Below are 21,511 nucleotides of genomic sequence, written 5' to 3'. Positions count from 1 at the left end.
TTCATCGCAGAACATGGCGCGATAATGGTCCTGTTTCAAGGCTATGTGAAGAAACTTGCGAGTTTATTCATTAAAAGATCCGGTGATCCGGCTTTCTGCCGTATTCCGTGTTATTGAGTGGACTTGAATCATTTTGCGGCTTGGCCTCTCCCATAACGAACAAGAAAAGGTTCTGTTGCACGGCACAATGAAAACTATTGAACGCTACATCGTCAAACGCAGCTTTACCGCCTTTATTGTGACACTGGCCGCCATGACTGGCGTCGTCTGGTCCACCCAAGCGCTGCGCCAACTGGATCTTGTCACCTCAAAAGGCCAGACCCTTCTGCAGTTTGGTTACATCACTGCACTGGCTCTGCCTTTCCTCATCCTGATCGTTGCCCCCTTCGCAATGATGCTGGCGTTTATAATCGTGCTTAACAGCATGTCCCGCGACAGTGAGCTTATCGTCATCAATGCTTCGGGCGCTTCCAAGTCGCTTGTTCTTCGGCCAATCTTGGTGTTCTCGCTGATGATCACGGGCCTGATGTATTTCCTGTCCATATATCTATCCCCGGCAGGCTTGGCAGAGCTGCGCAATGAGGTGACACGTGTGCGTGTTGATCTGGTCGCCAACATCATCAAGCCCGGGCGTTTCATTCCGATTGAAGAGAATCTGACCTTCCATATCCGTAACAGAAGCGGCGATGGGGTCCTTGAAGGCCTTTTGCTGGATGATGCCCGCGATCCGGAGACCTCATTTACCTACACGGCTGAAACTGGGCGAATTATCGAGGCTGCGGACAAAACACTGCTTGTCATGATTGATGGGACGATCCAACGCCGCCCGAAAGGTGGGCAGGATATGTCCATCGTCAGCTTTGAGAGTTATGGCTTCGATCTGTCCTCGATGATTCCCGAAGCTCGGGAGCCAACATTCAAGGCAAGTGAGCGCCCGACCTTCGAATTGCTGAGTGCAAGCCCTGATGATTCTTACGCTGCAAAGCATTGGGACAAGCTAGTTGTGGAATTCCACGACCGTTTAAGTGTCCCGCTTTACCCCATTGCTTTTGGCCTGATCATCTATGCTTTCCTGGGTTCACCCAAGACCACTCGTCAGGACCAAGGCCTTGCAATAACAACAACAATTGCAGTTGTGACCTTGCTGAGAACGGCAGGTTTTGGCGCAACGCTCATCGTGAGTTCGGCTCCAGATATGTTCCCATTGCTCTACGCAATCCCAATAATCGCAATTGCGCTTGCTGCGTGGTCCATTAGCCTGAACAGAAGACCTTGGTTTGTTCAGCGTCTGGTCGATGGAACACAAAGCCTCTTTAATGGCATTGGTCGTGTGTTCTCCAAATTGGTAGGCCGCAAGAACCAAGGGACAGCAGGACTGTAATGACCGGAAGAACGCTTAGTCTTTACATATCCAAACGGTTTTTGAAGTCGATTCTGGCCCTCTTTCTGTTTGCCGCAGTGTTGATCTTGCTGTTTGACGTGCTTGAGCTTGTTCGCCGTGGTGGCGATCGTGAAGGTTTCTCCCTTCTGCGCATTGCTGCAATCTCTGCCTTGCGTGTTCCACTTCTGCTTGAACAAGTTATTCCGTTTGCCGTCCTTTTTGGCTCCATCTGGGCGTTTGTCACGCTCTCCAGAAGTCTTGAGCTCGTAGTTGCACGTGCAGCTGGTATTTCGGTCTGGCAGTTTACTGCCCCTGCTCTTCTGACTGGCCTGTTCATCGGCATTGCTGCTGTCATTGGCTACAATCCTGGCGCGGTTTATCTGCAGCAGAAGTCAGATGAAGTGGCCGAAGGCTTGTTCAGTGTGGAGCAAACTTATTTACTGGAAGGATCTGGCGAGGTTTGGCTGAGGCAGAATGGCACCGATGGTGAATCAGTTCTTCACGCACGCCATACCAGCGGGCAAGGCGCAACACTCAATGGCGTCACGATCTTCTCATTTGATCGCCAAGGCCAGTTTTCAGAGAGAATCGAAGCACGGCGAGCCATCCTAGCTGAGGGCATGTGGCGCCTCACTGATGCAGTTGTCTATGCTGTCGACACTGATCCACAGCATTATGGGAACTACTCTGTCAGCACTTTTTTGACCCCAACCGAGGTCAAAGAGAGCATAGGGTCGCCGGAATCTATTAGTTTTTGGAGTCTTCCACGCTTTATTGAGTTATCCCAAAGGGCTGGACTACCCGCGTATAGGTATTCTTTACAATATCAGACTCTTCTAGCCAAACCCCTGTTACTTGTGGCAATGATTGTCATTGCTGCTGCTGTTTCGCTGCGTGTATCGCGTTTTGGGGGGATTGGCCGCTTGATCGTTTGGGGCATTGTTGCTGGTTTCGTGCTTTATGCCGTTTCCGAAGTCTCGAAGGATCTGGGCGGTGCTGGAATCGTTCCCACAACGGTTGCAGCATGGGCACCTGGCGTATTTGGGGTTCTTATGGGTTTTACTATTCTGTTGAATCAGGAGGATGGTTGATGGGTTCGGCCTTGATCCTGAAACAGAAAATCAAGCGAGTTGGTGCTGGCTGCGTATCGCCAGAATACCTTCGCACTGTCTCTGCAGTTGCTCTGCTGTGCGGCGCTGGCCTTACGGTCCTCAGCGCGCCTGTTGCTGCGCAGATCGACCTCTCACAGTCTGCCCAGCAGGCTGTTGACACGTCTCAACCAATGTTGCTTGAAGCTAAAGAGCTTCGCTATGATTTTGACAATGATGTCATTATCGCGACGGGTAGTGTTGAGATCTATTTTGACAACTACACATTGCTCGCAGATCGTGTGACTTACAATCGTAAGGACGGCAAGTTTTCTGCGCACGGCAATGTGGAAATGACAGAGCCTGATGGCAATCTCATTCTTGCAGACAATCTGACTTTGAGTGACGATTTCTCTGAGGGCTTCGTCAATGCTTTGCAGATTGACACTCCTCAGTTTACGCATTTCGTTGCCGAGAGCGCCGAGCGCTCTAATGACAACGTCACCACACTGAGGAATGGTACTTATTCTGTCTATAAGAAGGCGCCCAAGCCTCCGTTATGGCGGATCAAGTCAACAACGATCATCCACAATCAGCAAAAGCAACGCATCTATTTTGAGGGTGCTTCTATTGAGCTGTTCGGAAATACGATCGCTAAGATCCCTTACTTCTCAATTGCTGACCCATCAGTCGGCCGGAAATCTGGCTTCCTTCTTCCGCGCTTTGTCACCAAGAACCGCCTTGGTTTTGGTGCAGCGATTCCATATTACTGGTCTCTTTCACCGACTTACGACCTGACCGTCACGCTCTCTCCGCTTTCGCAACAGGGTGTTTTAGGCCAGTTGGATTGGCGTCAAAAGCTTGAGACTGGATCTTATAATGTGTCATTAGGTGGGATATCACAAGCCGACCCAAGCGCCTTTAGTGGCTCAAGCGGTGATGTGCGCGGACGGTTTATCGTCAATACGAACGGTAGCTTTGATCTGAGTAGCCGATGGGATGCTGGGTGGAATATAACCTATGCGACTGACCGAGCATTTCGTCAAGACTACGGTTTTGCCAAATTTGGTAGTGCACAAGAGGTATCTCGGCTCTACTTAAGCGGGGAGACTAAACGCAATCTCTTTGATGCAAATGCGTACGCCTTCCAAATTTCACAGGAAGACAATCCGAGTCCAACACAACCGATGAATCCGATCGGACCATTCTCTCAGGTCAACGCTGACTTGCAAGAGAAGCAGCCTTTTGTTCATCCTGTCATCGACAACGCTATCTATTTCGAGAAATCAGTGATTGGTGGCCAGTTGAGTTATGATGGCAATTTAACGAGTCTGACACGCGAAACAACTGATGCGTTCTCTGTGAATGGCCAGAATCGTTTTCGTGGTGTGGAAGGAACGTTTACTCGTCTAAGCGCAAATCTGACCTGGCAGCGTACACTTATCGATCCTATTGGGCAGGTGTTCACACCATTTGCCTATGCGAAGACCAACCTGTATTTCCTCGCAAATGCAGATGATAATGTGACCGCTCTTTCAGATGAATCTGTTGTTTTCCGCGGGATGCCTGCAGTTGGTTTGGAATACCGTTATCCATTCCTTGCTACATTTAACGGCGGCAATCAGGTTATCGAGCCGATCGCACAGATCATTGTTCGCCCCAATGAAGCAGCAATCGGAGAGCTGCCAAACGAAGATGCACAGTCCATCGTGTTTGATGCTTCTACTCTGTTCGAGTGGGATAAATTCTCAGGGTTTGACCGTAACGAGGGTGGCACTCGTGCAAACTTAGGTTTGCAGTATAAGCTGCAGTTTGACAAAGGTTCATTCATCAGTGGTTTGTTTGGGCGTTCTTTCCAGCTTGCTGGACGGAATTCCTATTCTGTCCCGGGCATTCTGGATTCGACTGGCGACTCTGGTCTGCAGACTGCCGGATCTGATTACGTTACAAGCCTATACTTCGACACCAACACAGGATTCCGTGTTGGTGGTAACGCACGCTTTAGCGAGCACGACTTTGGTGTCGAGCGAGCAGAAGTTAGCGCGAGTGGTCGTTATGGTCCTGCTTCGACGGTCCTGTCCTACGCCTACTTGGCGGAGCGTCCAGATGCCGGGATTGATGAACAGCGCTCTGAGCTTGTTGGTGCTTTGAATCTGAACTTGCAGGAAAACTGGCGGGTCTTTGGGTCACTACGTTATGACATGATCAACGAGAACATTGTTCAGGACACTATTGGCCTTGGTTATGATGATGAAGGTTTCTCCGCTTCACTCTCCTACGGCGAGGACAGAAGTCGGAACAATGGCGAGCCAGTTGAGCGGATTTTCTTCTTCCGATTCGGCCTCAGAACGATTGGTGATACGAGCCTTTCGACCTCAACTTCTGACTCATCCCCAAATGATTGAGTAGGTATATGAGCTTAAACCTCTGGCTGTGCACAGGAAATAGCCAGAGGCATGACAGAATGTCGCCTACATTTGTTATTATTAGTTTGAATAAATTTTTCCGGGCTGCACCCTTCTAATTTGAGTCAAGCTGTGCCAAATATGCACCAGTGCTATCTAGGGAGCGTCCATTGAGGGCAGTCGCCTTTGGGACGGAGAGCTTAACAAAATGAAACTTACTCGCTTCTGTGCTTCGCTTGTTGTTGCTGCCAGCATGCTGGCGCCACTTGGTCCGATGCTTACTTCTGCGGAAGCCGCAAGTAAAATCGTTGCTGTCGTCAATGGCCGTCCGATTACCAGTTATGAACTGCAACAGCGGTCTAAGCTTATCACGCTCACCACGCGGGCACCGTCCAGCGTTGCCAAAAGAAAAGCTAAGGATGAGCTGATTGACGAAGCGCTGAAGCTTGAAGAAGCAAAGCGGGTCGGAGTTTCAATCGCTGACAAGAAAGTAGACGATGCTTTTGCAACGATCGCACAGCGCGTTAAACTCTCCCCTTCTCAATTCAAGCAAGCCCTTTCTCAAAGCGGCGTAAATCCGCGCACATTGAAAAATCGTTTGCGTGCTGAAATTTCCTGGTCTGAAGTTGTCATGCAGCGTTTTCGCGCGACCGTTCGGATTAATGAATCAGATGTGATTGCTGCGCTTCAGGGCAAAGAAAGCAAAGATGACAATGGCTCAACCAGCGTTGAATACGATCTGCAACGCATCATTTTTGTCGTTCCTAAGAAATCCAGCAAGTCCTTCAAAAACAAGCGCGTCTCCGAAATGAAGAAGCTTAGAGCCCGCTTCACTTCTTGTGAAGAAGGTACGCGTATTGCATCAGGATTGAATGAAGTCATCGTGCGTCCAATCGGTAAACGTCTTGAAACTGATCTGCCCGCTGCCTTCGTGCAAAAGCTGAATAAGATCTCTATTGGCCGCGTCACAGCGCCTACCCCTGTAGACTCCGGATTTGAGATGATTGCTCTTTGTGGTAAAGAGACAATCAACAGTGATGCGACTGCGCGAAGCACTATCGAGGGCGAGTTGCGGAATAAAAAAGGTCAACAGCTTTCTCGCCGTTACCTTCGTGACCTACGCTCCAATGCTGTAATCGAGCAGCGCTGATCGCCTGATCAGCAGCAGGAGATGTTTTTTTATTATGCGCAGAGTGAAATTGGCGCTCGCCCTGACAATGGGCGAGCCTGCAGGTATTGGACCTGATATCACGCTTAAAACGTGGAAAGTTCGCTTTGAACAAGCTGTTCAGCCGTTCTACGTCCTATGCGATCCAGAGCTTCTCAAAGCTCGCGCAAAGCATCTCGGATTGAAAATTCCAATCAAAGTGGTGGAACCAGAAGCAGCCTGTGACTGCTTTGATGAAGCACTTCCTGTAGTTCCGCTCTCAGGTCCGGTGCAGGTTAGTCCTGGGGCCCCGTCTGGAACGAATGCTGCCCTTGTCATTGAATCCATCGAGACTGCGGTGCGGCATGTGAAGGATGGCAGAGCTTCTGCCGTCGTTACCAATCCAATCTCCAAGAAGATCCTATATGATTCGGGTTTCCATCACCCTGGTCATACCGAGTTTCTCGGCGATTTGGCAAAGACCTACTGGGATAAAGAGGTCGAGCCCATTATGTTGCTGGCAGGCCCAGAACTGATGGCCGTTCCGCTTACTGTCCATGTTCCATTTGTGGATGTGCCAAAGCTGGTGACAAAAGATCTCATCATCACCCGCTGCCGAGCGATCAACAAAGACATGATTGAGCGGTTTGGAATCTCCGCGCCGCGTATTGCTATTGCAGGTCTCAATCCTCACGCTGGTGAAGGTGGTTCTATGGGTACGGAAGAGATCGAAACGATTTCTCCAGCTATTGCCCAACTGCGCAGTGAGGGCATAGATGCACGCGGCCCATTGCCCGCTGACACCATGTTCCATAGTGAAGCGCTGGATACCTATGATGTAGCCGTGGCCATGTATCATGACCAAGCGCTTATACCAGTCAAAACTCTGGCCTTTGATGAAGCTGTGAATGTGACACTAGGCCTCCCCTATGTGCGCACATCACCTGATCACGGGACCGCATTTTCTATTGCGGGAACGAATAAGGCCTCTCCAAACAGCTTGATGGCTTCCTTGCGTCTTGCAGCAGCCCTCGCACAACCTGAGCTCGTTTAATGGCACAAATTGATGATCTGCCACCTCTGCGTGAGGTGATTGCAGAGCATGGGCTCGATGCCCGCAAATCCCTTGGTCAGAATTTTCTTCTGGACCTCAACCTTACCTCGCGCATTGCCCGCAGTGCTGGGGATCTGAGCAACTGTACCGTTATTGAGGTTGGTCCTGGCCCTGGCGGTTTGACCCGCGCTTTGCTCGCAGCTGGTGCCAAGAAGGTTATTGCGATTGAGAAAGACACGCGATGTCTGCCTGCCCTTTCTCAGATTTCAGAGCATTATAAAGGGACGCTTGAGGTTATTGAGGGTGATGCCCTCAAGTACAATCCTGCTGACCTTGCTGACGGCCCGATCAAGATTATCGCCAACCTGCCTTACAATGTCGGCACGCAGCTGCTGCTTGGATGGTTGACAACCGATGAATGGCCACCATTTTGGGACTCTCTGACCTTGATGTTCCAGAAAGAAGTAGGGCAACGCATTGTTGCTGAAACTGGCGATAAGGCCTATGGGCGCCTTGGTGTTTTGGCAAACTGGCGATGTCATACAGACATACTGTTTGACCTAAATCCAAAGGCCTTCACCCCGCCACCAAAAGTGATATCCGCTGTCGTGCAACTGCATCCACGCGAGAAACCTCTTGAATGCCCACTGAAGGCGTTGGAGCGAGTAACCGCCCATGCCTTTGGTCAGCGCCGTAAAATGCTCAGAGCCAGCTTAAAAGGCCTTAAGCCTGACGCAGAATCTCGCATCGAAGCTGCCGGTCTCAAGCCTACTGCACGTGCAGAAGAAATTGACGTTGCTGGCTTCATTGCCCTGGCACATGCTTTTGATACAGAATAGTATGTTCAGACGCCAATATGTATCAGCTTTCCTCCATTGCAAATGCTTCAATAGCAAAGAATGAAGGAGGGAAACTGTTATCTGGCGAACATTACTACACGAAACAACGAATTTAATGATTCGAAAAGACCACTCTGGCTATCAAGGATTAAGTTGAAATGCCGCATTCTAATCAGCTAAACCATATAGCATATGCGCAATGATTATCTCCACACTCAACCAGCAGCTGAATGAATAGTAAATGCTACAAGCATGTATAATTGACAGCTATGATTTACAGTTTATTTATCCAATTAATTTTTAAACAAGCTATATAGCGATCTTGAATCGAGTTGGGGAAGTCGGTGAGGAACACTGCATATTGCGCCGGGGTGATTATAACCGTTTTAAGTTTGTCTGCGTGTAAGGGCGGTGGCGGATCAGGAGGCGGTTCCGATCAGACCAACAACACTGGTGATGTCTCTCCTTCCAGCACTCAGTCATGTGTTGATAATACAGCCACAATTGGCGTTTTTTCATCATATTGCACTACGTCCTTTAACGAGGCCTCAGCAGAGTTCATTTCTAATAAGAGTGAATTTAAAGTACAAAATGTTACCGTTCAAGATTCCTGGAGTGGTGCAGGCTATGCAATCACTAGTAATGCCTATTCAGATATTAATCTTCAGTATGCCCGTTCTTTAGGACTAACAGGTGCCGGTCAAACTATTGCTCTAGTTGATGAAGGTTTCTTATTATCTCACAACGACTTGAGTGATAAAAACATTACAGTTTACGGCAAAAACACAGTTAAAGATCACGGGACGTTCGTTGCAACGATAGCTGCTGGAGATGAAGATGGAGACGGCGTCATGGGGGTTGCCTCTGGGGCAGATCTTCATTTGACGTCCTTAGATGGAGGAGCATCCTCAGTTAGCGATACTGCCCACCTTGCTGCGGCTACCCAAGATGCAGTGAGTAAAGGTGCAATTGTACAGAACAATTCCTGGGGGTATGTTTTTCTAGCAGATGAATCAAGCATTACACTTTCACACTACAATGCCTGGGCTGGGTTCAATCCCGGCCTATCCTCAGCAGAACTATTTGCAAATTTCTTCGGCGAAAGTGCTCCTGACTGGGAAAACTATATTTCTGCACTTGATCAGTTCGGCAACAACGGTGTGGTAGTATTTTCACAATCCAACGATGAGAATGACACCAGCTCTTCGCTGATGGCTGCGCTGCCAGAAATCTTCCCCGAATTAAAAGGTTCCTGGGTGGTCGCTGTTAATGGCCTTCCTGAGTATAACTCGAGCGGTGGGATCTCCAAAGTACATCGCCTATCAGCAGGCTGTTTAGAAACAGCGGAATATTGTCTTACCGCAAATGGATCAACATATGGCGGTATTTCCGCATCAAATAACTCCTATGATAAGGGAACGGGTACTTCTTTCGCTGCTCCTCAGATATCCGGGTCTGTTGCCCTTCTTGCGGAAGCATTTCCATCCTTGCCAGCTTCCGATTTGCTCAACAGGCTCTTTGCGTCAGCCAATAACAGCTTCTTTACTGCAACCGATAGTGTAGACTTTGGAAACGGCATAACTCATGGCTATTCTGAAGAATTTGGTCATGGCTTTGTTGATCTGAAAGCAGCATTGTTGCCAATCGGAAATATAGGGGTGCCCGTTACCAATAACGCCTATGATGGCATTGCCCCTCTGTCTGAGGTTAACATAACATCCGGCAGCGCTCATGGAGATGCATTTTCAAGCGCTCTTTCGGGCAAAACAATGGCTATCTACGATTCCCTTGGCGCGAATTTCACAATAAGTGCAGATACCATCATCAAGGCATCTACAGAAGATTTTGGAGCGCGGCTCACAAAATTCCAGTCGGATAGATCAGCAAGAACCTCTGCTCCCATGTCCTACTCCTTCATGGGCAATGAGTTAGCCACTGAAACAGGTGGATTTCAGTTCGTATCAGGCAATATTGCAGAGGTGGGTGAAGAACTTGGCTTCCTCAGATCTAGTAACGGACTATTTTCAGGAACATCCTCTGTTGTTCCGGATACCCCAGACACCATAGCATTTGCAACCGTGAGCAAATCAGATGGACATGGCTTTAGTGCGATGACCTTTGTTGAGCGCTCTTCTGATAGCGTCGTATCTGCTGGTTTTGGCCTTTCTGCAGCAAGAGCAGTAACTCCTAACCTGACTGGTGTAATCGGCTTTGTTGCCAATGGTGAGACAGAATCTGCACTCGGGCTTACTGCTGAGAGCCAGCAAGACGAGAGCTTATCCGCTGCTAGCTCTGCATTCACATTTGCAGGAGAATGGACTTATCGGAAAGGCTTGTCATTCTATGCAAATGCTGAACTCGGCCTAACTGTTGCCAGTGGAGCTGGCTATATTGAGTCATTTGACCCTGCTTTACATAGTGCATTTAGTGTAGGTGCCAAGATCGAGGGTGTATTCTCGAAAGAAGATCGTATTACCCTTTCGTTGCGACAGCCATTGCGTATCGAGCAAGGTAATGGAACTATCCGCCTCCCTTCTGGCCGCCTAGCAGATGGAACCATCACATACGCAAATCATCAAGTTGATATGCAACCAAGCGCTCGACAGTTGGACCTTGGTCTTCGTTATGACATTGGCCATATCCAAAATATCGTTCTGGGTTTTGGCAGCGTCCTATCCGTTAATAAAGGGCACATTAAAGGGAACTTGGATGCAACCGCGATGATGTCGTTGAAGCACCGTTTCTGAACGTGATCAGGCAGAAAATTTCCGCTAATCGCACCTCTCCAAGGCAAATTTAAGTTTGAAACCTAGTCAGCTTTTACTACTTCCAAACAGACAAAGCCCTGAGACCTTGTCTGGTTTCAGGGCTTTTTTGTTAGGCCTGCAGCGATGGTTTATTCCACGCGCATGAAGGCGGTCATGCCGCTTTCCTGGTGTTCTATGATGTGGCAGTGCATGAGCCAGTCGCCCTCGTAGTCCGGGCGCACGGCGACTTGTACGCGTTCGTCTGGCAGCACGAGTGCGGTGTCGGTCCACCATGGAGCGAGTTGGCGTTTGTTGCTTTTGAGGAGCTGGAAGGTCATGCCGTGGATATGGATCGGGTGCGTGTGCGGTGTTCGGTTGATAAACTCGAACACATAAGACTTGTCACGTTTGAGAACTTCCACTGGATCCAGCGGGCCGCGCTCTGCGCCTTGCCATGCCTCTTTGTTGACCGCCCAGAATGAGAAGCCCAGGCTTCCGCAAATTGGGTTGGCAGGCCGTTTTTCGGCTGTGGCTGAGAATTCCAGTGGAATGTATTCCGCGTTTTTCAAATCAGGCTGCGGGATCGGATTGGCTGGCAATGGCTTGATCTCGCGCAGGTCGCGGTTCAAGGTTTGTCCAATCGCCCTCAAAGACAATACAGGCCATGGGGAGGACGAGGAGAAGTTGGTCAGCTCAATCTGCTCCCCTTCTCCATCTGGAATGTGCATCGCGATATCTGCACGCTGCCCTGGCCCCAGTGCAAGCTTGTTGACGGCAAATGGCTCGACCGGATTGCCGTCCATGGCAATGACTTTTGCATCCGTGCCTTGTGGGAAGGACAGTTTGTAGATGCGGGTTACGTCAGTCACGCATAGACGCAGGCGGACAAGGGAGCCTGCTTTTACATCCATTACTGGTGCTGATTGCCAGTTAGAGGTGCGGAGCGTTCCAAACGTCCCTGCTCTCGCAGATTTGCGTGGCTGGAACAGTTTGACGAACTGGCCATCACTGCCAAGGCGGAAATCGCGCAGGTTTACCGGGATGTCATGATCAAAGCCGGGATCTTCATCCTCCTCGACAATCATCAAGCCTGTCATGCCGTAAGACAACTGCTCCAAAGAGTTACAGTGCGGATGATACCAGAACGTACCTGCATCATGCGGTGTGAAGCGATAGTCGAAGTGATCATCGGTGTAGACATAATGCTGGGTCAGGAACGCAACGCCATCCATATCATTGGGCAGGCGCATACCATGCCAGTGGATGGTTGTTGGCTCTTCCAGCTTGTTAATGAGACGACTATGGAACGGCTGGCCCTGCTTTACGCGCAAGGTTGGTGGCATGGCGTCGCCAAACGTAAACATGTTTTTTGTGGCAGGCGCACCGTTCATCAATTGATGATCGATGTTTCTTGCAATCATATCATGCCGTTTTGGAACAGCCCACAGACTGGAGGCACCTGCCAAGCCGCCAGCAACAGCGGCCCCTCCAAACAAAGCGCCCTTCAGCGCCTGACGTCGTGTGATCATCGCTCTTTGTCCTCAAGTTCAGCCCGTCTCTGTACTTGGCTGGTCAATGGCTATTCACTCACGACGGCTGCTGTTTTGCAGGGCACCTGCTCTTGCAGATAATGCCCTGCTTGTATCTGGCTCACAATTCGATTCAAGTAGCTAATAGTTTGAATCACAAAACCACGTCAACATTCTGAATTTACAAGATTTTGCAATTTTCTTGTCTGATTACTCAGCAATGGTGGACTTCAGGTCGGCAATCATACCTTCCATCTTCCCGGAGAGTTTTGGTAGACGGACCCGCTTCAGACGTTCGCTTGCGATGATTGACTGTACTGTTGCGACGGCCTTGTCCAAGTCGTCATTTACGATGATATAATCAAACTCCTGCCAGCCGGAGACCTCATCAATTGCTGTCTTCATGCGGCGTTTGATGGCTGCGTCATCATCATCTCCGCGACCTGTCAGGCGAGCATGCATTTCTGCGATAGATGGCGGTAATACGAAGATCGCAACAACATCTTCACCGGCTTGCTCCTGCAGCTGACGTACGCCTGCAATATCGATATCAAACAGGATGTCCTTACCAGCGTTCAGGCTGGCATCAATAGGCTCACGCGGGGTGCCGTAATAGTTGTCGTGGACCTTGGCCCATTCCAGTAGTTCGTTGGCTTTGATCTTGCGTTCGAACTCATCCGTTTCGAGAAAATAGTAATGAACGCCATTCTCTTCGGCTGCGCGGCGTTGACGGGTCGTTGCTGACACAGAGAGCGCCAGTTTGTCGTCATCAGCCAGCAGTTTGTTTGCGATCGTTCCCTTCCCAGCTCCGGAGGGCGCAGCTAACACCAGCATGAAGCCGCGGCGCGCCTCTTCGATGTCCTGAGCTGATACGGTTGTCCCGTCTGATTTATTGGAGGTCATATTGGTTCTGTCTTCTTTTACTTATCTGCACTTCAAACTTTTGTCTTCATGTTCTGCTGCAAAAACCGATCACTGTTTTTCGCAGCACCGCTTCACTCAATGTTTTGAGTTTGCTCGCGAAGCTGGTCGATCACTGTTTTCAGCTCCAGCCCGATTGCTGTCAGCTCTACGCTGTTGGACTTTGAACAGAGCGTGTTTGCTTCGCGGTTAAATTCCTGTGCCAGGAAATCGAGGCGACGTCCGATGGCTCCACCTTTGACAAGCAAGTCACCGACAGCTTCCACGTGCGCGTAAAGTCGGTCCAGTTCCTCACGAATGTCTGCTTTTGTGGCAAGAACGGCAGCTTCCTGATGTAAGCGCTGAGGATCAAGCTGGCTGCTCGCCTGAAGCAGCTCGTTGACCTGAGCTTCAAGGCGGGCACGAATGGCTTCTGGGCTGCGAGAGGGCAGCTCTTCAGCTTGTTTTGCCAGCGCCTCAATGGTATCAACCTGCCCCTTCAGCAGAGTGGCAATGGCATTGCCTTCACTTCTGCGCATTTCGACAAGTTCATTCAGCGCTTCATCAAAAGACAACAGAAGAGCTGCAATCTGGGCATTCTTGTCTTCTTCGCTCTCTTCAGCCTCTTCGAACTCTAAGACGCCTTTGTAGCCGAGAATGCCGTCGAGTGTAGGTTCTGGCGCGTCAGGGAGACGATTGCGGAGAATGGAAATGGCTTTGAGCACTTGTTCAAGCGCTTCTTCATTCACAACCAGCGCCGTGTCAGACTGTGAACGTTGCATCTGCAGGCCTACAGAGACGTTGCCGCGTTTGAGTTTCGCAGCGAGGCGCTTGCGCACTTCTGCTTCAACTCCGTCCAGTCCCTGAGGCAGTCGCAAGCGTGCATCCATACCTTTGCCATTGACGGAACGGAGTTCCCATACCCAGCGCGTCTCTTCATAGCTGCTTTCCACGCGTGCAAAGCCGGTCATGCTCGCCAGTGCCATCCCTTGAAACTCCTCATCTGAACACCTCCTGACGGGCGGCGTTCTCATTCAATATTTGCTAGCCCTGAGCATATCGGTGAAATCGGATTATGCCCATGAGGTATGTCGTTGCCCCGGCCTTTACGCATTGCCTAATTTGAAACCCAGCGTCCATGCCTCAGGCATAGGGCTTGCTTTCAGCAAAAAACCTGCCCGGTTTATGAACTGGGCAGGTTTTTCTCATTTTGTCCTGCAAGGTTTGCAGATCAGTTCTCTTTCTTTTCCGCAGCCTGTCTTGCACGGATCTCTTTTTCGACCTTTCGCCAGTTGGCTACATTGCGCTGATGTTGCTTGTAGCTTTCTGCGAAAGCATGGCCACCAGTTCCGTCAGCCACAAAGTAAAGATCCTTTGTACGGGCCGGATTTGCGACAGCTTCCAGAGCTGCAGCACTTGGGTTGCCGATTGGCCCCGGAGGCAGAGCTTTGATCTGGTAGGTGTTGTAAGGGTTCTTTTCCTTGAGCATAGACCGCGTGATCGCTGAGCGATCTTTTGTCCAGGCATCTCCACCGAACAAGCCATAGAGGATGGTCGGATCAGATTGCAACGGCATGCCTTTGCGCAGACGATTGACGAAGACAGAGGCAACGCGCGGATGCTCATCCACTTTGGACGTTTCCTTCTCTACGATAGAGGCAAGGATCACGAGTTGTTCTGGCGTATCAATCGGCAAGCCCTGAGAGCGCTTTTCCCAGATGCGGGCGATGTGATCATTCATCGCCTTTTCCATCTGTTCAATAATGCGCGCCTTCGTGGTTCCGCGAGTGAATGTATAGGTTTCTGGCAGCAGTGAGCCTTCTGCAGGGATTGCAGAGATTTCACCGGTCAGGATCTTGTTTGCATTCAGGCGATTGATGATCTGGGCACTGCTCCAGCCTTCCGGGAAGGTTACGGAGTGGTACACCGCACGGCCACTAACAAGATCTTCCATGACGGTCTTCATGGAGATCCCTACCGGAAACTCGTATTCACCTGCTTTGATCTTGTTCTCATTTTTGAACAGGCGGGTGCCTGCTTCAAATACGAGTGAGTTGGTAATGACGCCTTCGTCTTCCAGCTTAGCAGCAATCTGCGGCAGACTCATGCCACTCGCGACAATGAAAATTTTCTCTTCTGTCAGCGGACCGGTGGCATCAAACTCGCCCTTCCCCCAATAAAGCGCAGCACCGGCAACGATAATGCCGAGTACAGCTATGGAAAGCAGAAAGTTGATGGTGATGACGACAGGATTGCGTGCATGACGAGAACGCGGCGGAGGTGGTGGTGCAGCTTCTGGCTGAATAGCGCGGCTGGGACTCCGCGGAGCAGATTGCCCACCCGGCTGAATATGAAGATCGGACGGATCTTGAGGCCCATTTGAGTTGTCTTCAGGCGATTGAGCCATTGTAACCCTCTATACGGGAGCACTTACAGCACTCCATTACTAGCGTATCCTTAGCGAAAACCGATGCCCACTTTTCGCAGATACGCTTTAAATACTCATTACAGAGCCTAACCCATTCGGGAGCCGCAATATAAAAGGCCAGATTCCGCCATGCGGAGTCTGGCCCTTTTATTTCTTGATCAAGAAAGCGAGTTATGACCCGACTTTTTTGAGAACCAAAGACGCGTTTGTGCCGCCAAAGCCAAATGAGTTAGACAGAGCATAATTAATCTCCATCTTCTTGGCTTTATTAGGGACCAAGTCAATCTCAGTTTCAACTGATGGATTTTCAAGGTTGATCGTTGGTGGAGCAATCTGATCACGGATCGCCAAAGCGGTAAAGATTGCCTCTACTGCACCAGCTGCACCCAACAGGTGGCCGGTTGCAGATTTGGTGGATGACATGGTCAAAGACCCGGCATCATCACCAGCCAAACGCTCAACTGCACCCAGCTCAATCTCATCACCCAGAGGTGTTGAGGTGCCGTGTGCGTTGACGTAATCAACATCACCGAGAGAAATACCAGCGCGCTTCAGCGCAGCTTTCATACAACGGTACCCACCGTCGCCATCGGATGCTGGTGCCGTGATGTGGTATGCATCACCAGACAGACCGTAACCAACAACTTCAGCGTAGATTTTCGCACCGCGCGCAACAGCGTGCTCGTATTCTTCGAGAACAACAACGCCAGAACCGTCGCCCATGACAAAGCCATCACGGTCTTTATCGTAGGGACGAGAGCCTTTTTCCGGCTCATCGTTGTAGCCCGTAGACAGTGCTTTACAGGCGTTAAACCCGGCAATGCCCAGACGGCAGATTGTGCTCTCAGTGCCGCCAGCAACCATCACGTCTGCATCATCCAATGCGATCAGACGGGCAGCATCGCCAATAGCGTGCGCACCAGTGGAACAAGCTGTAACCACTGAGTGGTTCGGGCCTTTGAGTTTGTGCTTGATGGACACATAACCACTTGCAAGGTTGATCAAGCGGCCTGGAATAAAGAACGGGCTAACACGACGTGGGCCCTTCTCTTCCATCATAATAGCTGTTTCAGCGATACCTTGAAGGCCGCCGATACCAGACCCAATCAAGGTGCCGGAACGGTTCTGCTCTTCTTCGGTTTCTGGATTCCAGCCAGAATCTGCAATTGCCTGATCGGCAGCTGCTACAGCATAAATGATGAAGTCATCAACTTTACGCTGTTCTTTTGGGAGCATGAAATCATCTGGATTGAAGGTTCCATCGGTTCCATCGCCAAGTGGGACCTGACAAGCGATTTTGGTTTGAAGGTCTTCTGTTTCGAAGCCCTCGATGCGCCGTGCACCGCTCTTACCTTCAAGAATTCGCTGCCAAGAGATTTCTGCACTGCTGCCCAGTGGGCTAACCATGCCAATGCCTGTGATAACGACTCGACGCATATTTCCTGCACTTTAATTAGATTGGCGCTGCCAGCCCTTTGTGTCGTACTGGAAGACGTAAGCGTCATTCTCTGCGACAGGCATGCAACTGAAAAGGAAACAGGCGCGGCGAGCGCAAACGACCCACCGCGTGCCTAGCTTTTTGAAACAGGATTAGCCCTGTTTGGATTCGATGAACTTTACAGCATCGCCAACGGACTGAATGGTTTCAGCAGCATCGTCCGGGATTTCAACGCCAAATGCTTCTTCGAAAGCCATTACCAGTTCAACGGTGTCCAGGCTGTCTGCACCCAGATCGTCGATGAAGCTTGCAGATTCAACGACCTTGTCAGCCTCTACGCCGAGGTGTTCGACAACGATCTTCTTTACCTGCTCTGCAACATTGCTCATTTTAAGTCCTCAATTGGTTTTCAAGGTAGTGTTTCGGTCCGCTTCGCGGGGCCTTGTTTCACTCGGCTCCCGTGTTGCATACTCTGGTTCTTTTGAAAAGACGCAACGGCCCATATGTTAAGCCGCTTCCAAAGAAAACCGCAGCTTTTCCGTTCCTCTTTCCAAGAGGTCACTTCTAATCGGCGGGTTCCTAGCACAATTAGCACTGGTTTACCAGCCGCCAGTAGTGATTGCCCCATTTGTAAGAGGATCGGACTGACTGCGTATTTCTTCGTTAAATCATCGCCATACCGCCATTCACGTGCAGTGTCTGACCGGTAACGTACGCTGCTTCATCACTTGCGAGATAAACAGCTGCACCTGCGATTTCTTCAGCAGTACCCAAACGACCAGCTGGAACGTTGCCCAGGATCGATTCGCGCTGCTTTTCGTTCAGCTCGTCGGTCATCGCAGTTGAGATGAAACCTGGAGCAATTGTGTTTACGGTGATCTTACGAGACGCCACTTCCTGCGCCAAAGACTTGGACATGCCGATCATGCCAGCTTTTGCAGCAGAGTAATTCACCTGACCTGCGTTGCCGGTCACACCAACAACAGAGGTAATTCCGATAATGCGGCCCTGACGACGCTTCATCATGCCTTTGATTGCAGCACGGCAGATGCGGAACGTTGCGGACAGGTTCACTTCAAGAACCTGATCCCATTCTTCGTCTTTCATACGCATGAAGATGTTGTCACGGGTGATACCAGCGTTGTTCACGAGGATATCGAGAGCGCCCATCATTTCTTCAGCAGCTGGCACAAGCGCATCAACGCTGTCACGGTCAGACAGGTTTGCCGCCTTAATGTGAACGCGATCGCCCAGATCAGATGCCAGCGTTTCCAGCTTCGCTTTGCGAGTGCCGGACAGAGTTACAGTTGCGCCTTGCGCATGAAGTGCGCGTGCAATCGCTTCACCGATACCACCGGTCGCGCCGGTTACGAGTGCGCTTTTACCTTCTAAATTGAACATGCCGTTGGTCTCCTCGGCTTAAAATCCGTTTGAAGAAAGCTCATAGGGAGGAACCATAGGTTCCGTCTATACACAGTGCAAAATGCGGTGCCTCTGAGCCTTCAAAATCTGTGTATTAGCTTTCGACGCCTTCAAGACGTGCAACAAGTGCATCAATATCTTCTGCTGTGTTGATCGCAACACCTTCCAGAGACTTGACGATACGGCGCACCATGCCACTGAGAACCTTGCCGGTGCCGATTTCAACGAGCGTGGTCACTCCGTTGTCAGCCATCCAGGTTACAGATTCGCGCCAGCGTACAGTTCCAGTCACCTGCTCTACGAGACGGGCGCGGATTTCTTCCGGATCAGTGATTGGTGCAGCAAGAACGTTTGCAACAAGTGGAACAACCGGTGCTTTAATCTCAACTTCAGCCAGTGCCTTTGCCATTGCGTCTGCAGCAGGCTGCATCAAAGAGCAATGGAACGGTGCAGATACCGGAAGAAGAACTGCACGGCGAGCGCCTTTGCCTTTTGCGATTTCACAGGCGCGCTCAACAGCTGCTTTATGACCAGACACAACAACCTGTCCGGTTGCGTTGTCATTGGCTGCCTGACAAACCTCGCCCTGAGCGGCTTCCTGTGCAACTTTCATCGCCTGATCGAAGTCCAGCCCCAGGAGAGCAGCCATTGCGCCCTCACCCACTGGCACTGCTTTTTGCATTGCATCACCGCGAATGCGCAGCAGACGTGCTGCATCGGCAATGCTTAAAGAGCCCGCTGCAGCCAGTGCAGAGTATTCACCAAGAGAATGGCCTGCTACAAAGCTTGCAGCTTTGGACAGGTCAACGCCTTTCGCCTCAAGCACACGCATGGTGGCGAGACTTACAGCCATCAGAGCTGGCTGTGTGTTTGCCGTGAGGGTCAGCTCGTCTGCCGGACCTTCCCACATGATCTTGGTCAGAGACTGACCGAGAGCTGCATCAACTTCCTCAAATACAGCGCGCGCTTCCGGGAACGTGTCGGCAAGTTCTTTACCCATTCCAACCGTCTGGCTGCCCTGTCCGGGAAATGTAAATGCAATAGTCATTTATAAATAGCTCCGTCGCACTCTTATTGCGTCAATGTAGGCCAATCGCCTCAAATGTGGGTGGCCTACTTTGTATTCCAAGATGGGGCGGCTATAAATTCACCAAATACGTGCAAATTATGACCGCCGCCAAAATTAGTAGCATTGCAGATGCCCTATTCGTCAACTGCTTGCACCTTCAAGAAACCTAAGGAAAACCTTGGTTGCTTGCGTATTCATCGGGGCGACATGAGCCGCCTCGCAAGCGCAATGTCAAGACTGCATCTGGAAAAAAGGTCTTTTTCCCCGATAGTACTTGTCTTTTGTAGGGGATTGGCTATAAAGCCCATCTCGTTTCCGGTATTAGGCCGGAGGCTTAAAGGAAGGCAGCCCTTTGAGGGTTGTAGGAGTTGAAAGATATCCGTCTTCCCGTGTCTCCGCTCTTGTGTAAACATCTTCTGGGCCTTTTCTGAGGGCCGTTCGAAGGGGCTTTGCGCCAATACCGGAATTGTTTAACTCAGAAAGGCAATCCACATGGCGCTCTATGAGCACGTGTTCCTGGCTCGTCAGGACATTTCTACTCAGCAGGTTGAAGCCCTCGTTGAACAGTTCAAAACTGTTCTCGAAGAAAACGGCGGCAAAGTCGGCAAAATCGAAACTTGGGGTCTGCGTACTCTGACTTACCGTATCAACAAGAACCGTAAGGCTCACTACACTCTGATGAATGTAGATGCTCCACACGCGGCTGTTGCTGAAATGGAACGTCAGATGGGCCTGAGCGAAGACATCCTTCGTTTCATGACCATCCGTGTAGAAGAGCTGGACGAAGAACAGTCCGCTATGATGCAGAAGCGTGATCGCGACGACCGTCGTCGTGGTGACCGTAACGATCGTGGTCCACGTCCGGACCGTGGCGATCGCGGTGATCGTGGCCCACGCCCTGATCGTCGTCCTGAAGCACCTGCAGCGGAGTAATTGAAAATGGCTGAATCTTCTTCCGCAGGACGTCGTCCTTTCTTCCGTCGTCGTAAGACCTGCCCATTCTCTGGTGCGAACGCTCCAAAGATTGACTACAAGGACATCCGTCTTCTGCAGCGCTACATCTCTGAGCGCGGCAAGATCGTTCCTTCCCGTATTACCGCAGTATCTGCGAAGAAACAGCGTGAACTGGCTCGTGCCATCAAACGCGCTCGTTTCCTCGGCCTGCTGCCGTTCGTAATCAAGTAAGTCTTGATTATTAGGTCAGAGTGTTTTGCACTCTGACCTTTTTTCATGATTCCGACATGTCGGGATCACGGTTGAGAGATTGATCGCATCAGCGAGAAGCTCTCTCTAACTGCGGATCACACTTTCCGCAGGACAGCAAAGGAGAAATTCCATGAAAGTTATCCTTCTTGAGCGTGTGGCTAAACTTGGCCAGATGGGTGAAACCGTAGCTGTTAAAGACGGTTACGCACGTAACTTCCTGCTACCTCAGGGCAAAGCACTTCGTGCAAACAAAGCTAACCTTGAGCGCTTTGAGGGCGAACGTGTACAGCTTGAAGCTCGTAACCTTGAGCGTAAAACTGAAGCTGAAGCAGTTGGCACAAAGCTGGCTGGCGCAAGCATCGTTGTTATCCGTGCAGCTGGCGAAACTGGTCAGCTCTACGGTTCTGTTGCTACCCGCGATATTGCTGGTGAACTGACCGAAGCAGGCTTCAGCGTTGTTCGCTCCCAGGTTTCCCTGCGCGCGCCAATCAAGACCATCGGTCTGCACGAAGTATCCATCGTTCTTCACCCTGAAGTTGAAGTTGAAATCTCTGTTAACGTTGCTCGTTCTGAAGACGAAGCTAACCGTCAGGCAGCAGGCGAAGACCTCACGGGCCGTGAAGAAGACAGCTTTGAATTCGACGAAGATCTCGACGAAGACGAAGAGTTGGAAGACGGCGAAGAAAACGCTGAAGAAGCTTCTGACGAAGACGAAGCTGAAGGCGAAGAAAAAGAAACCGAAGAATAATTTTTCTTCACTTTTCGATGAAAAAGGCAGGGTCTCCGACTCTGCCTTTTTTTATGCACTGATCTTGGCAGAATCGGCAAAGCCCCCGCTGATTCTATTCCTCAAAAAAG

18 protein-coding genes are annotated in these 21,511 nt (G+C 50.5%); 10 read left to right on the top strand and 8 right to left on the bottom strand.

The genetic code is table 11. The annotated features are described in order from the left end of the window. The first annotated feature begins 187 nt into the window (after positions 1-187). The 7 genes from lptF to PsAD26_RS13620 all read left to right on the top strand — a co-directional run bounded on the left by lptF (position 188) and on the right by PsAD26_RS13620 (position 10,661). A complete protein-coding gene (lptF, locus tag PsAD26_RS13650) occupies positions 188-1,381 on the top strand; it encodes an LPS export ABC transporter permease LptF (protein WP_208985678.1) in 1,194 nt (397 codons plus the stop codon). After that, positions 1,381-2,472, top strand: a complete 1,092-nt coding sequence (gene lptG / locus PsAD26_RS13645) for an LPS export ABC transporter permease LptG (RefSeq protein WP_063310858.1) — start codon at positions 1,381-1,383, stop codon at positions 2,470-2,472. Before lptF ends, lptG begins: the two co-directional genes overlap by 1 nt. Then, positions 2,472-4,874, top strand: a complete 2,403-nt coding sequence (locus PsAD26_RS13640; protein WP_063310857.1) for an LPS-assembly protein LptD — start codon at positions 2,472-2,474, stop codon at positions 4,872-4,874. The genes lptG and PsAD26_RS13640 overlap by 1 nt, the downstream gene beginning before the upstream one ends. Positions 4,875-5,082: 208 nt before the next feature. Next, positions 5,083-6,024 carry a SurA N-terminal domain-containing protein gene (locus tag PsAD26_RS13635; protein ID WP_063310856.1) on the top strand — a complete coding sequence of 314 codons (942 nt, stop codon included), beginning with the start codon at positions 5,083-5,085 and terminating at the stop codon, positions 6,022-6,024. A 34-nt stretch (positions 6,025-6,058) separates the two neighbouring features. Continuing rightward, on the top strand, positions 6,059-7,075 hold the full coding sequence (pdxA, locus tag PsAD26_RS13630; RefSeq protein WP_063310855.1) for a 4-hydroxythreonine-4-phosphate dehydrogenase PdxA: 1,017 nt from the start codon (positions 6,059-6,061) through the stop codon (positions 7,073-7,075). After that, the gene (gene rsmA, locus PsAD26_RS13625) at positions 7,075-7,914 is read left to right on the top strand and encodes a 16S rRNA (adenine(1518)-N(6)/adenine(1519)-N(6))-dimethyltransferase RsmA (protein ID WP_063310854.1); all 840 of its coding nucleotides are present in this window, start codon (positions 7,075-7,077) and stop codon (positions 7,912-7,914) included. The genes pdxA and rsmA overlap by 1 nt, the downstream gene beginning before the upstream one ends. A 344-nt stretch (positions 7,915-8,258) precedes the next feature. After that, on the top strand, positions 8,259-10,661 hold the full coding sequence (locus PsAD26_RS13620; RefSeq protein WP_063310853.1) for a S8 family peptidase: 2,403 nt from the start codon (positions 8,259-8,261) through the stop codon (positions 10,659-10,661). Positions 10,662-10,810: 149 nt separating this feature from the next. On the opposite strand, the gene PsAD26_RS13615 is transcribed toward PsAD26_RS13620, so the two are convergent. The 8 genes from PsAD26_RS13615 to fabD form a co-directional block, all read right to left on the bottom strand. Next, positions 10,811-12,190 carry a multicopper oxidase family protein gene (locus tag PsAD26_RS13615; protein WP_063310852.1) on the bottom strand — a complete coding sequence of 460 codons (1,380 nt, stop codon included), beginning with the start codon at positions 12,188-12,190 and terminating at the stop codon, positions 10,811-10,813. A 210-nt stretch (positions 12,191-12,400) separates the two neighbouring features. Next, entirely contained in the window at positions 12,401-13,093 is a 693-nt protein-coding gene (gene gmk, locus PsAD26_RS13610; protein ID WP_063310851.1) for a guanylate kinase, read from the bottom strand. 92 nt (positions 13,094-13,185) lie between these two features. Continuing rightward, positions 13,186-14,076 carry a YicC/YloC family endoribonuclease gene (locus PsAD26_RS13605; protein ID WP_063310850.1) on the bottom strand — a complete coding sequence of 297 codons (891 nt, stop codon included), beginning with the start codon at positions 14,074-14,076 and terminating at the stop codon, positions 13,186-13,188. A 245-nt stretch (positions 14,077-14,321) separates the two neighbouring features. After that, a complete protein-coding gene (gene mltG, locus PsAD26_RS13600) occupies positions 14,322-15,497 on the bottom strand; it encodes an endolytic transglycosylase MltG (protein ID WP_063310849.1) in 1,176 nt (391 codons plus the stop codon). Between the two features lie 192 nt (positions 15,498-15,689). Next, on the bottom strand, positions 15,690-16,955 hold the full coding sequence (fabF, locus tag PsAD26_RS13595) for a beta-ketoacyl-ACP synthase II (protein ID WP_063310848.1): 1,266 nt from the start codon (positions 16,953-16,955) through the stop codon (positions 15,690-15,692). Between the two features lie 153 nt (positions 16,956-17,108). Then, on the bottom strand, positions 17,109-17,345 hold the full coding sequence (locus tag PsAD26_RS13590) for an acyl carrier protein (protein WP_008551920.1): 237 nt from the start codon (positions 17,343-17,345) through the stop codon (positions 17,109-17,111). A gap of 274 nt (positions 17,346-17,619) precedes the next feature. Continuing rightward, positions 17,620-18,357 carry a 3-oxoacyl-[acyl-carrier-protein] reductase gene (fabG, locus tag PsAD26_RS13585; protein WP_063310847.1) on the bottom strand — a complete coding sequence of 246 codons (738 nt, stop codon included), beginning with the start codon at positions 18,355-18,357 and terminating at the stop codon, positions 17,620-17,622. Between the two features lie 115 nt (positions 18,358-18,472). Next, the gene (gene fabD, locus PsAD26_RS13580) at positions 18,473-19,426 is read right to left on the bottom strand and encodes an ACP S-malonyltransferase (protein ID WP_063310846.1); all 954 of its coding nucleotides are present in this window, start codon (positions 19,424-19,426) and stop codon (positions 18,473-18,475) included. Between the two features lie 513 nt (positions 19,427-19,939). Between fabD and rpsF the strand changes: the two genes are divergently transcribed. The 3 genes from rpsF (at position 19,940) to rplI (ending at position 21,401) form a co-directional block, all read left to right on the top strand. Further along, positions 19,940-20,380 carry a 30S ribosomal protein S6 gene (rpsF, locus tag PsAD26_RS13570; RefSeq protein ID WP_057460953.1) on the top strand — a complete coding sequence of 147 codons (441 nt, stop codon included), beginning with the start codon at positions 19,940-19,942 and terminating at the stop codon, positions 20,378-20,380. Between the two features lie 6 nt (positions 20,381-20,386). Beyond that, positions 20,387-20,632 carry a 30S ribosomal protein S18 gene (rpsR, locus tag PsAD26_RS13565; protein ID WP_008552033.1) on the top strand — a complete coding sequence of 82 codons (246 nt, stop codon included), beginning with the start codon at positions 20,387-20,389 and terminating at the stop codon, positions 20,630-20,632. Between the two features lie 151 nt (positions 20,633-20,783). Continuing rightward, positions 20,784-21,401, top strand: coding sequence for a 50S ribosomal protein L9 (rplI, locus tag PsAD26_RS13560; protein ID WP_063310844.1), 618 nt, complete (start codon positions 20,784-20,786; stop codon positions 21,399-21,401). The last annotated feature ends 110 nt before the right edge of the window (positions 21,402-21,511 follow it).

Origin of the sequence: Pseudovibrio sp. Ad26 (assembly GCF_001623285.1) — a bacterium.
In the GTDB taxonomy this organism is placed as follows: domain Bacteria; phylum Pseudomonadota; class Alphaproteobacteria; order Rhizobiales; family Stappiaceae; genus Pseudovibrio; species Pseudovibrio ascidiaceicola.
The sequence above is the reverse complement of the archived record's forward strand: the minus strand, read 5'-3'. Positions and strand labels throughout refer to the sequence as shown.